8 protein-coding genes are annotated in these 12,487 nt (G+C 43.7%); 6 read left to right on the top strand and 2 right to left on the bottom strand.

Annotated elements, in window-relative coordinates; genetic code table 11:
- Nucleotides 1-1,515: a tryptophan halogenase family protein gene (locus ACHUFW_RS01220; protein WP_394200169.1), complete on the top strand. Its 1,515-nt coding sequence runs from the start codon at nucleotides 1-3 to the stop codon at nucleotides 1,513-1,515.
- Between the two features lie 44 nt (nucleotides 1,516-1,559).
- On the opposite strand, the gene ACHUFW_RS01225 is transcribed toward ACHUFW_RS01220, so the two are convergent.
- Both ACHUFW_RS01225 and ACHUFW_RS01230 read right to left on the bottom strand, forming a co-directional pair.
- Nucleotides 1,560-3,065, bottom strand: coding sequence for a tryptophan halogenase family protein (locus ACHUFW_RS01225; protein WP_394200170.1), 1,506 nt, complete (start codon nucleotides 3,063-3,065; stop codon nucleotides 1,560-1,562).
- 56 nt (nucleotides 3,066-3,121) lie between these two features.
- Nucleotides 3,122-3,919, bottom strand: a complete 798-nt coding sequence (locus tag ACHUFW_RS01230) for a sulfite exporter TauE/SafE family protein (protein WP_394200171.1) — start codon at nucleotides 3,917-3,919, stop codon at nucleotides 3,122-3,124.
- Between the two features lie 1,263 nt (nucleotides 3,920-5,182).
- Here ACHUFW_RS01230 and ACHUFW_RS01235 point away from each other — a divergent pair.
- The 5 genes from ACHUFW_RS01235 (at nucleotide 5,183) to nagX (ending at nucleotide 12,418) form a co-directional block, all read left to right on the top strand.
- Nucleotides 5,183-7,831: a family 20 glycosylhydrolase gene (locus ACHUFW_RS01235; RefSeq protein WP_394200172.1), complete on the top strand. Its 2,649-nt coding sequence runs from the start codon at nucleotides 5,183-5,185 to the stop codon at nucleotides 7,829-7,831.
- A 226-nt stretch (nucleotides 7,832-8,057) separates the two neighbouring features.
- The gene (nagK, locus tag ACHUFW_RS01240; protein ID WP_394200173.1) at nucleotides 8,058-8,960 is read left to right on the top strand and encodes an N-acetylglucosamine kinase; all 903 of its coding nucleotides are present in this window, start codon (nucleotides 8,058-8,060) and stop codon (nucleotides 8,958-8,960) included.
- A gap of 66 nt (nucleotides 8,961-9,026) precedes the next feature.
- Nucleotides 9,027-10,025 carry a glucosamine-6-phosphate deaminase NagB-II gene (nagB-II, locus tag ACHUFW_RS01245; RefSeq protein ID WP_394200174.1) on the top strand — a complete coding sequence of 333 codons (999 nt, stop codon included), beginning with the start codon at nucleotides 9,027-9,029 and terminating at the stop codon, nucleotides 10,023-10,025.
- Nucleotides 10,026-10,076: 51 nt separating this feature from the next.
- A complete protein-coding gene (nagA, locus tag ACHUFW_RS01250) occupies nucleotides 10,077-11,207 on the top strand; it encodes an N-acetylglucosamine-6-phosphate deacetylase (RefSeq protein ID WP_394200175.1) in 1,131 nt (376 codons plus the stop codon).
- A 74-nt stretch (nucleotides 11,208-11,281) separates the two neighbouring features.
- Entirely contained in the window at nucleotides 11,282-12,418 is a 1,137-nt protein-coding gene (nagX, locus tag ACHUFW_RS01255) for a transmembrane glucosamine N-acetyltransferase NagX (protein WP_394200176.1), read from the top strand.
- The last annotated feature ends 69 nt before the right edge of the window (nucleotides 12,419-12,487 follow it).

The raw sequence follows: 12,487 nt of genomic DNA on the forward strand, positions 1-12,487 counted from the left end.
ATGGAAGTCACTAAAAAACCGATTAGAAAGTTTGCCATTATTGGCGGTGGCACCGCAGGTTGGATAGCAGCTGCAACCTTAGGAAATATATTTAGGCACACCGAAGTTGAAATTGAGCTTATTGAATCTGAGGAGATTGGTGTTATCGGTGTCGGTGAAGCGACCATTCCGCCTTTGTTAATGATCCTTGAAAGCTTAGGTATAGATTTGGTGGATTTTATCAAACATACCCAAGCGAGCTTTAAGTTGGGCATTCAGTTTGAAGACTGGCATACCATAGGGGAGAGCTATTTCCATCCATTTGGTAATTTGGGTAGGCCAATAGATGGTCACGATTTTTTTCAGTGTTGGATGAAAATGCAAGCAGAAGGGGATAATACCCCCTTGATGGCGCATTCACCCGAGTCAGTGCTGGCTGCCCGTGATAAGTTTTTTGTGCCATTTGAAGCTAAAGGAACACCGTTAGCGTCCACCCAATATGCGCTGCATTTAGATGCCGGACTTGCGGGACAGTACTTAAGAAAGTTTGCTGAGCAAGCAGGTGTTAATCGAACCGAAGGTTTGGTTGAAGCGGTAAACAATGCTGAAAATGGTGATATTAAAAGTGTCACCCTAAAAAGTGGTGAACAAATTGAGGCGGATTTTTTCATCGACTGTACTGGGTTTAGAGGCTTGCTGATTGAGCAGAACCTTAATACTGGTTATCAGGATTGGTCTGAGTATTTACCATGCAATCGAGCTGTAACGGTATTGACTGAAAGCAGTGGCACAACCAAGCCTTACACCGTTGCTAAAGCACGAGAGGCCGGTTGGACATGGCGTATTCCTTTGCAGCATCGCACTGGAAATGGTTATGTTTTTTGTGACAAATACTGTAGTGATGAGCAAGCGATTAATACGCTATTGCAGGCAGTTGATGGCAAGATTATTGGCGAACCTAGGGTGATTCCCTTTACTACCGGCATTCGTAATAAGGCTTGGAATCGTAATTGTCTTGCATTGGGGTTGGCCCAAGGCTTTTTGGAACCTTTGGAGTCGACTGCAATTCATTTGGTGTCTAAAACGCTGGCGTTGTTTGTTCGCATGTTTCCGACACGTGAATATAACGATACCTTGACTGATGAATTTAATCGCCGAGTGTTTGCTGATTATGCCGAAATACGGGATTTTCTTGTGCTACATTATTGCACTACTGCAAGAGAAGACACGCCGTTTTGGCGCTGGTGTAAAGAGATGAATATTCCAGATTCATTGGCCCAAAAGCTGCAGTTTTTTAAAGCGCAAGGAGGGTTGATTCCGGGAGCAGAGGAGTTATTTCAACCGACAAGTTGGTACGCAGTATTAAATGGTATGCAAGTCTATCCAACAAGCTATAACGCAACGGTTGATGCGCTTGATGTTGAGAAGCTAAAACATAGCTTAGATAGCGGCCGTCAAGCCATTGAAGCTTGCGCCCAAAAGCAGCCAAGCCATGATGAATTTATTCAACGTTTCTGCGCAGCATCACCTATGTAGCACCTCAATAAGGGGGGACATTGAATTGTCCCCTTTGTTAACTGTTAATTATCAGCTTTACAATGGGCAAAGATAAAGTCTTGGTGACTGGATGCTTGGCTCGCGGCTTGGCGTATCGAACGTTGCATTTGTTTAAGGTTTTGCAATAACACCTCATTATCTATCGCATCAGCTCTAGGGTCATAACGCTTAGGTTGGACACCGAAGCCATTGTACATGGTAAGCCAGCTTGCTGCTTCAAATGATTCTTTCTCGTGTAAAACGATGTGGCCACGACTTTCAAATAGCGCAATTTTATGGGCTAGCGTTTCAGGTATTGCCATTGATTGACAGTAGCGCCAAAACTCACTGTCTTGGCGATTACTTAATTTGTAATGCAATATGATGAAGTCTCTAATATGCTCAAGTTCAGCATTGTGCAGGCGATTAACCTCACTGATGTCATGCTGATTAAAATCGCTATCGGGGAAAAACTCCAGTAATTTGGTAATCGCACTTTGAATAAGCGATATGCTTGTTGATTCAATGGGCTCTAGAAACCCACTGGATAAGCCGATAGCAAAACAGTTTTTATTCCAAATCTGCTTGCGTCGGCCAGGCTTGAATTGGAAATGCTTTGGTTGATTACTTGGGTCGCCGGTTATATTTGTCAGCATGTTGTCCATTGCGACGTCATCTTGCTCAAATTGGCTGGCATAAATGTATCCATTGCCCATTCGGTGTTGCAATGGAATGCGCCATTGCCAGCCATTAGCATGTGCGATAGCGCGAGTATAGGGGGCAGGACTGTCAACGAGTTGGCTTTGTACGGCGATGGCCTTGTCACATAACAACCATTCGCTCCAATCTTCATATCCGGTGTTAAGCGTTTCTTCAATTAATATGCCTTTAAATCCTGTGCAATCGACAAATAAATCAGCTTTTATCTGGCTTCCATCCGTCAGGGTCACGGATTCGATAAACCCAGTTACGGTTGAGCAGTTTACTTGTTCGATCTTGGCGTCGATATGATGTACACCTTGGCTAGTGGCATGCTGTTTTAATAGATTTGCGTATAGTCCTGCGTCGAAATGGTAGGCATAGGAGTAGTCGGCTAAAGGGGTGTTCGGGTTAGCATGTGGCTGAGCAAATCGGTTTTCTTGGGCTAATACAGTTGAAAAGCTGTAGTCGCTGAGCTCTGTTTCTATATTCGCATGGCGAAGTTTGTTGAGATAGTGATGAAAAGGGATGTTGTTAACTGCCAAACCATAATCGCTAAAAGGGTGAAAGAAGGCGTCTTTGTGCGTGGTCCATTGTTCGAACTGAATGCCCAGCTTAAATGTCGCTTGAGTAGCTTTGATGAAGTTAAGCTCATCAAGGCCAATCTGATGGTTGAATTGGACAATACTCGGAATAGTCGCTTCGCCAACGCCTACAGTACCAATGTCTGTGGATTCAATTAGCGTAATATTAAGATTCTTTCCTTGTGCATATTTGATTAAGCTAGCAGCTGACATCCATCCTGCTGTGCCACCGCCAACGATCACGACTTGTTTAATTGGAGTTGCCATCCTTTTTACCTCAATGCTTAGACTACGAACTAAACGCTCAATGACGCCTATTCAGTTTATGGAAACATGTGGATACCTGAAATGATGATCCAGAAAGCAAAAAACAGCTTTAAGGATCGAACCGGTAAATACAGGGCGAGCTTTTTAGCGAGAAAACCACCCACAATTGCGCCAGGGCCTGCAAAAAGCACGATATTAAAATAAGCGTCGCTGTGGGGCATTAAATGCATTGGACTGACTGACCAAACCGTTATCGCGGTAACAATAACCCCAACCGCCACAGCAAGCGTCGGTGGGAAGCGTTTTAAGATTAGGTAAATGACCAAAATTTCCCCAACACCGACAGACAACCAAGCGGTAATGAGTCCACCAAAGAAGCTTAAGATTAATAAGTGAGTGATTTCTAGCGCCGTCAATGTGCGAGTTGAATGCGGCTGTTGTGGGCGTAGCCCGCTATAGATGATCGCAAAGCCCAGCACAATTGAAAATAGGCTGAAACTGAGTTCTAGCGAGGCGGGTGCTGGGATTGAAAACAGTTCAGCGCACCAAATTCCAAGTACAGATAATGGCGCACATAACCCCAGTAAAATAGGCAGAAGGCCAGCAGATTCTTGTAGCTGAGGTTGTTTATAGTGACGCCACCAAGCAATAGAGCCAGCAGTCATGCCAAAACATTGAATGGCGAAGGAAGTGGAGATACTTTGTTGATGGCTAAGTTCTAATGAATTAAAGACAGGGATAAATATGACGCCACCACCGGCACCGGTAGAGTTTGCAAAAATGGCACCGGTAACGCCTAACATCAAAAATTGAATGTAATCCTTAATTACACCCCAAGTGTCAGTAAATTGCATTGCCCAAATCAGCCAGATTAAAGCTAAACCAGCAATGAAAATAAAGTGTCGCTGATGTTCTTTTATTATATTGAATTTTCTTATCATTATTCCCACTGTATTGGTTATTTTAGCTTTTAGTGGTGATTAAATCTACGTCGATGTTAGCAGTAATTGACAGCGTTGTCATTTTTTTGTTAATTCAGTGCTGGCGCTGAAAGCCGCATGGTTAAAGGCTTTCATTGAACTGCTTAAATGAAAAAACAAAAAACTCGCTACTTTTTGTCAAAAAGATGTAGAAATTCTGTTCAGGCTTGTGTATGTTTGTAAATGACAGCGTTGTCATTTGCTTGTGTGACTCGCTTGTCTTGTAAGGTCTGCATGGTTTAGGAAGAGGTCTCCTAATTCATGTGTTTGGCAACTGTATAGATAGATTTCTATATATTTGTGTTTGTTATTTCCGATAGTCTCTCCCCAGAAACTAGAGTTGGCTAGGTGATTTATTAGTTAAGAATTCGATAAACCACCTAGCTATTTTTTCTTGGAAATAGCGAGATCTTCAATTTGGTATGTTTAGTTACTGGCGGCAAAACAATTACTATAACTCTAGCTTTTGTCAAAAAGCGTTTTAAAGAGGTGCTGCAAATGAAAAAACAAACCTTGTCTTGTCATCAATTCATGGATTGTTGTTGGCAATTTACCTTTCATCTGTATCATGTTTTCACCTCAGCTTTTATTAGTAACTTTTTGTTTTCCAATCTAATACCAATCGGCATAAGAAAATGATCTACTCAGAGCTATTTTTGGCAAACTAGTTCGAGACGAATAACTTAAGTAATAGTGGTTCTATTGGGAAGTTATTCAACGAAGAAATAGGCAGCCAAAAAAGCGCCCAAAGGGCGAGTTTTAGCGCTTCTGATACTGTGTAAACGAACTTGAACGTAGAGTAACTATGTCCTTCATTCGTTGCCTTGTCTCAAAAGCGCTAAACTCTCGCTGAGCGATCACATCTTTATGTTGATTGGTATAAGAACATACAAGGCTAGCAGCGCTGGGTGATAGTCGCTGCGGCTAAGCAATGATAATGTTGAGTAAAATGTCGTGCGCAAGCGCAGCTAAATTAAACAATAAAATTAAACAGTAAATAATTCAGCCACTGGCATAGATAGGACTGCCTTCCATTAACGCTTTAGATTGTTGATGGAGAGGTCACGGGGAAACCAAGGGCTCTAGTGAAGTACACCGTGTTAGCGGTGACTTATTCATCACGTTGAGAGGGTAAACATGAAAAAGAAGTTAGTAGCGGTCGCTATCGGTTTGATGATGACTGCAGCAGGATGCGCAGAACGTACCAATCAAGCGGCTCAGGTTGTTGAAACACAGCCCACATTAACCCAGAATCAGCTAGATCAACTGGGTGCGACATTGGATGTCAAATACCGTTTACTTTCAAACTTTCCTGAACAATGTGGTGACACGGGTGCCAGTGAGCGTTGTTTTACCGCTCAAATCGAGCTAACACCAGCCATCGATTTTAATGACGATACATGGTCAATATACTACAGCCAAATGAGACCTGTTAAGCAGGTCTTGTCGGATAAGTTCAGCATTGAAAGGGTAAAAGGCGATCTGCATAAGATCACCCCTACCGATAAGTTTACTGGTTTCAAAGCCGGTGAAAAAGTGACGATCGATTTAGTTGGAGAGCTTTGGCAGTTATCAGAAATTGATGCCATGCCTAATTATTATATTACGGCGGGTGAATTAACACCGGCTGTGATTAAAAGCACTCAACTTGGTATTGATGCAGAAACCGGCATGGAAGTGCGTCCATATGTGATTGCCTATGACGATGAAGTGCATCACTATAAGCGCAGCAAAGATGATTTAATCAAATGGGCTAAGCCAGATGTCCTATTTGAGTCTAATAGCACCATAGAGCACGATAGTGCTCAAGTCATCAATACTATTATTCCAACCCCTGTTAGCCAGCAAGTGACTTCGACCGATCAACCTGTTGATCTCTCTCAAGGCGTAAAAGTCATTCTCAACGGTGTGCAAGCTGAAAATGTTCAGGCAGCATTAGATAGACTCGCCAGAGTGGGCGTTAATCAAAGTAATAGCGGTTTGCCGACATTGTTAGAGCAAGATAAGACAATAAAAGGAGATGGGGCTTATCAACTCAACATTGCCAAAGATAAAATCGTGATAAATGCCAGTACGGATGCTGGATTCTCTTATGCACTGGCCTCGCTAACTAGCTTGATTGATGTTAACTCAAAAAAAGTTAATTCGATGAAAGTTTCAGATGCACCGCGTTATGATTTTCGTGGTATGCACGTCGATGTCTCGCGTAACTTTCATAGTAAAGCTTTTATCTTAGATCTTATCGATCAAATGGCCGCTTATAAGCTCAATAAGTTACATTTGCATATGGCGGATGATGAAGGTTGGCGATTAGAAATTGATGGCTTACCGGAATTAACCGATATTGGCGGCCAGCGTTGTCATGATCTAAGTGAAGACACTTGCCTGTTACCACAACTCGGTAGCGGTCCAAGCGCTGATACCAAAGTGAATGGTTACTACAGCAAAGCCGACTATATCGAAATCTTACAATATGCTGGTGCAAGACAAGTTGAAGTGATTCCATCAATGGATATGCCTGGGCACTCGCGTGCAGCAATTATATCTATGGAAGCGCGTTACCGTAAGTTGATGGCGCAAGGGCTTGAGGCGCAAGCCAATGAATATCGCTTGATGGATCCTTTGGATACGACGGTGTACTCATCAGTACAGTATTACGATGACAACACCATTAATGTTTGTATGGAATCCAGTTTTCATTTTGTTGATAAAGTGATCAACGAAATTATCGCGTTGCATGAACAAGCAGGGCAACCTTTAAAAACTTATCATATCGGTGCAGATGAAACTGCGGGTGCTTGGTTAGAGTCACCAGTATGTAAGAATTTTATTGCCAATAATGACAAAGGGGTCACTTCAGTTGACGAGCTTGGAGCTTACTTTATTGAGCGCTTATCTCACTTAATTGCCAGTAAAGGTATCTTAGCTGCTGGCTGGAGTGATGGCATGAGCCATACCCGCCCAGAGAAAATGGCGCCGCATAATCAAAGTAATATTTGGGATGTTGTTTCCCATGGTGGTCACAAGCGTGCTCACCAACAAGCCAATCTTGGTTGGGATGCGGTACTAGGTAACCCAGAAGTGCTGTATTTTGACTTCCCTTATGTTAATGACCCTAAAGAGCATGGCTACTATTGGGCGAGTCGTGGTACCGATGAAAGAACGCTACACAGCTTTATGCCAGACAATTTACCGGCAAATGCTGAACAGTGGACTGATATCGAAGGTAAACCATTTGAAGCTGACGATAGAGTAACTAAAGACGATAGCGGTAAACTAGTATCTGGCCCACTAAAAAAGGGGGTTAACTTTAAAGGTCTGCAAGGTCAGATTTGGAGTGAAACATTACGTAGTGATGAGTTAGTGGAATATATGATTTATCCGCGTTTGTTAGTGTTAGCTGAAAGAGCATGGCACAAAGCCAGTTGGGAAGTTCCTTATGATTACCAAGGTGCCGTTTATAATCAGCAAAGTGGTAAATTCACTCCTGAAATGCGCGCGCAACAAAGCCAACAGTGGGGCATATTAGCCAACACTCTAGGTCAAAAAGAGCTCGTTAAGCTTGATATGGCCGGTATTGAGTACCGAGTGCCAACAGTTGGTGCCAAAATTGAAGACGGTGTGTTGTATACCAACCTAATCTATCCAGGCTTGACGATTGAGTACCGTGTTAACGGTGGAGCTTGGCAGGTATTTGCTTCGCCAGTGGCTGTTAATGGCAAAGTTGAAGTTCGTGCAGTTGCTGCAAATAATCAACGTAAAGGTAGAACACTTGTTGTGAATTAACAGGGTGTTAACTAGCGTAACCACAAGTTGTTTTTACTGTGGTTGCGCTACAAGCCGCATTCTCCCTGGGATTGAACTTAATATTGCTTTCTAATAAAGAGTTTAAAAAAATAAATGACAACGCTGTCATTTGTGTTGTAACATAGGGTTAACTTAGTCAGTGGGCAGAGCAAAAGTGACATTTATCTCTTTGCTTTGAATAAAAAAACTGTTGAAGAGGTCTGTCATGAGTGTGAACCAGACAAAGGAGAAACCGTTGTTTATAGGTATTGATGGTGGCGGCAGTAAGTGCCGAGCAACGATCTATTCAAATGAAGATGGCGTAATAGGTACTGGTGTTGCTGGACGTGCTAACCCTTTGCATGGCTTATCACAAACTTTTGAGTCGATTCAATTATCGACTGAGCTCGCTTTAAAAGATGCAGGCATGAGCATTAGCGATAGTAAAGGGCTTGTTGCGGGCTTAGGTTTAGCGGGGGTAAATGTCCCTCGACTATATCAAGACATCGTTAACTGGTCGCATCCTTTTGCGGAAATGTATGTCACCACTGATTTGCATACGGCTTGCATCGGTGCTCACCGTGGTGGTGAAGGTGCGGTGATTATTACCGGTACTGGATCTTGCGGATATGCACACGTGGGTGATAAACAAGTCTGTTTGGGCGGACACGGCTTTGCTTTAGGAGACAAAGGCAGTGGTGCTTGGCTTGGTCTAAAAGCAGCAGAGCAAGTGCTATTACACCTTGACGGTTTTGCCCAATCAACTGCGTTAACAGAACACCTGCTTGGGCACTTTAAAGTGAATGATGCAATGGGCATTGTTGAGCATCTTGCGGGTAAGTCATCCAGTTGCTACGCCAAGTTGGCGCGAACCGTACTTAGCTGTGCTCATGAAAAAGATGAAGTTGCACAGAATATTGTTAAAGAAGGTGCTGGTTATATCAGTGAACTCGCACGCAAACTATTTGAAGTGAATCCGCCGAGGTTTTCAATGATAGGTGGCTTGGCAGAGCCTTTAGCGCCTTGGTTAGACAAAGACGTCGTGGCTAAGCTGTCACCGACATTGGCACCACCGGAGCTAGGTGCCACCTATTTTGCTAGGCAAAGCTTCGATAAAAAAATCAACTAATTGGCTAGCGGCTTGATAGATAATATCAGGCCGTTTTGCTAATGCAGTGACAGGAATTTAGTCATAATGACAGAGACATTGATGGAAGCTGATGCAAGAAGTGCTACGCATTTTATCGACAAGCAACTTGCACATCACCAACCGTTAATGGCAGTCATTGGCAATAAGATTCGTCAGTTCGACCCCAAGTTTGTCATGTTAGTTGGTAGGGGCTCATCGGATAATGCTGCATTATTTGCCAAGTACTTGATTGAGATAGAGCTTGGTGTGGCAACTTTCTCAGCTGCACCATCAGTTGCTAGTGTATATGGCCAATCTTTGGCATTAAAAGGTGCGCTAGTGATTGTTGTTTCCCAGTCAGGGCAGAGCCCCGATATTATTGCTCAAGCTCAAATGGCAAAAGATGCAGGTGCTTACTGTATTGCTATAACAGGTGACGAAACTGGGCCGCTCATCGATATAGTGGCAGATGTGATCACCATCAATGTGGGGGATGAGAAAGGAGTCACTGCGACCAAAAGTTTATTGGCAACACTTGCAGCTTTAATGCAGCTAGTCAGTCATTGGGGGCAAAATACTGAACTCAAACAGGCGCTGATGTCATTGCCTAACGTTCTCAGCGAAGCCGCAAGAGCACAACCGCAGTTGCAGGTCGACCAGTTAAAAGGGGTGAGTAACCTAGTGGTTTTAGGCAGGGGGCTGGGCTTTGCTGTCGCAAGAGAAGTTGCACTGAAGCTCAAGGAAGTCTGTGCCATTCATGCTGAAGCAGTAAGTAGTGCAGAATTTCGTCACGGTTGTGCGGCGTTGATGGCTCAAGATATAAAAGTCATAGATGTATGTATTAGTGATGAGTCTTATTTTAATCACTTGGAACAACTAGAACATTTAATGCAGTGTAACACGGGACTTTTGCATCTTAATCAAGTGCTGACAGATGTACACCCTCGCATTGCACCTCTTGCATTGCTGCAGCGGTTCTATTTAGATATCGCCAACATAGCCATGCAGTTAGGCACAAACCCGGACGAGCCGGAAGGGTTACATAAGATAATGAGAACATGTTAATTAATGTCAATTTATCTCTGTTGATACAAGTTTAGGTTTAGGAATCAAGATATGAAGCAAACGTTCATTGCAGAGCAGATTTTTGATGGTGAACAATTTCATCAACAGTTGCCAATTAGTGTTGAAGATGGCCAGATTGTCGCGTTTGACAGTGTAAAAGGCGCGGTTGAAAGCAAGTTGGCAGGTACATTAGTCCCCGGTTTTATTGACGTTCAAGTCAACGGTGGTGGCGGTGTGTTACTTAATACTGACTGTTCTGTGGCCGGCATTGAGGCAATCGGACAAGCTCACGCTCAATTTGGTACCACAGGGTATTTACCAACATTAATCACCGATGACGTTAATGTGATGGCTCAAGCTGCCGATGCTGTTGCCGCTGCGGTGGCCAAAGGCAGCGCAGGCGTGCTAGGCGTGCATTTTGAAGGGCCACATTTATCTGTGCCTAAAAAAGGCGTGCATCCGCAATCGCATATTCGTCGAATTTCCGATGCTGAGCTAGCCATCTTTAGTCGTGATGATCTTGGGACTAAAGTGGTGACCTTAGCGCCAGAGAATGTATCGGTTGAGGTGATTAAAGCCTTAGTTGAAGCAGATGTACGCGTTTGCTTGGGGCATTCAAATGCCGATTACGATACAGTCGTTGCTGCTATTGAAGCTGGTGCGAGCGGTTTTACTCACTTATACAATGCGATGTCACCGTTGAATTCTCGCGATCCGGGTATGGTTGGTGCGGCAATTGAGAGTCAAGATACTTGGTGTGGATTAATCGTTGATGGTCATCATGTTCATCCTGCTGCTGCAAAAATTGCCATTGCGGCTAAGCCTCGCGGTAAGATGATGCTTGTCACAGATGCGATGCCACCAGTAGGTATGCCTGAAAATGCTACGTTTGAACTGTTTGGTATCGAAGTGGTTCGTCAAGGTGACAAGCTCAATGCGGTCACTGGTGAGCTAGCAGGTTGTGTATTAGATATGATAGGAGCTGTCAATAATACCGTGTCTATGCTCGGGTTGCCGTTTGATGAAGCGCTGCGGATGGCAGCACTCTATCCAGCACAATTTATTGGTCACCAACAGCGAGGCCAATTTAGTATAGGTAGCCAAGCCGATATGGTACTGCTTAACTCACAGCGCCAGGTTGAGCAGACAATCATTGCTGGCCAGGTTGCGTTTAAAAGCTAGTTATTTACCTAAAGCCTGAAGCGATGTCTTTGGGCTTTTTTATACCCAAAAATCATAATAATAGAGGTTGGAATATGGAAGTTAGCCAAGCTAAAAAGCCCAAAGTTCGCTTAATGTCGTTAGATGCATTACGGGGCTTTGATATGTTTTGGATATTGGGCGGCGAAGCCCTCTTTATTGGATTGTTGGCGTGGACTGGTTGGCAAGGTTGGAAAATTGCAGATGCCCAGATGCATCACAGTGCTTGGCATGGTTTCACTTTTTATGACCTCATTTTTCCATTATTTATTTTCCTGTCAGGAGTGGCGTTAGGTCTATCACCTAAACGTCTTGATAAACTCCCTATCTCCCAACGTATGCCGTTATATAAACACGCGGTTAAACGACTAGCTTTATTATTATTTTTTGGGGTTTTATATAACCATGGTTGGGGCGGCGGCATGCCAGCTGCAGCAGATGAAGTACGCTATGCCAGCGTATTGGGACGTATCGCTTTTGCTTGGTTTTTCGCTGCAATGTTGGTTTGGCATACTAGTTTACGTACTCAACTTATTGTTGCTGTAGGTGTGCTGTTGGGCTATGCCGCTTTACAACTCTGGGTGCCGGTACCTGGTGGTGTAGCCGGAGATCTGACATTGGCAGGCTCTATCAACGCCTATGTGGATACTCATCTTTTACCTGGCGTGAGCTATCAAAATCGTCCTATGGATCCTGAAGGCATTTTATCAACCGTCCCAGCGGTAGTTAATGCCTTAGCTGGGGTATTTACCGGGCACTTTATTGTAAAGCAACACCCGAAAGGGGAGTGGGCTAAGGTTGCTATTTTGGGGGGGGCTGGGTTGATTGTTCTGGCCCTAGGGTGGTTAGCAGACTGGGTTATTCCGGTTAACAAAGAGCTGTGGACCAGTAGCTTCGTATTGGTGACGACGGGTTGGAGTTTGATTTTACTTGCTATTTTCTATGCGCTTGTGGACGTACTGAAATTGGCTAAGTTAGCGTTCCCCTTTGTGGTCATCGGCTGCAATGCCATTATTATCTATCTAGCCTCTAGCTTAGTGGATTGGAGTTACACAGCGACCAGTTTATTTGGTGGCTTGATAAGCGCGATGCCAGCCTCTATTCAAGCGTTAGCGGCGACAATTGCATTATTAACTGTGCAGTGGTTACTGTTGTATTGGATGTATAAACGCGCTATTTTCATTAAGGTTTAAGCCTTTGATGGTCCAATTGAATTTAAATTTTTTGACCATTAATTAAGTTGTTTTTTGTTTAAAACCCAA

Origin of the sequence: Shewanella waksmanii, from assembly GCF_043643685.1 — a bacterium.
GTDB lineage: Bacteria > Pseudomonadota > Gammaproteobacteria > Enterobacterales > Shewanellaceae > Shewanella > Shewanella waksmanii_A.

Bases quoted from the DNA above. Each gene is read 5' to 3' on its own strand.
- ACHUFW_RS01220 (WP_394200169.1), top strand. From the start codon at position 1: ATGGAAGTCACTAAAAAACCGATTAGAAAGTTTGCCATTATTGGCGGT.
- nagK (WP_394200173.1), top strand. From the start codon at position 8,058: ATGAGTGTGAACCAGACAAAGGAGAAACCGTTGTTTATAGGTATTGAT.
- nagA (WP_394200175.1), top strand. From the start codon at position 10,077: ATGAAGCAAACGTTCATTGCAGAGCAGATTTTTGATGGTGAACAATTT.
- ACHUFW_RS01230 (WP_394200171.1), bottom strand. From the start codon at position 3,919: ATGCAATTTACTGACACTTGGGGTGTAATTAAGGATTACATTCAATTT.
- nagX (WP_394200176.1), top strand. From the start codon at position 11,282: ATGGAAGTTAGCCAAGCTAAAAAGCCCAAAGTTCGCTTAATGTCGTTA.
- nagB-II (WP_394200174.1), top strand. From the start codon at position 9,027: ATGACAGAGACATTGATGGAAGCTGATGCAAGAAGTGCTACGCATTTT.
- ACHUFW_RS01235 (WP_394200172.1), top strand. From the start codon at position 5,183: ATGAAAAAGAAGTTAGTAGCGGTCGCTATCGGTTTGATGATGACTGCA.
- ACHUFW_RS01225 (WP_394200170.1), bottom strand. From the start codon at position 3,065: ATGGCAACTCCAATTAAACAAGTCGTGATCGTTGGCGGTGGCACAGCA.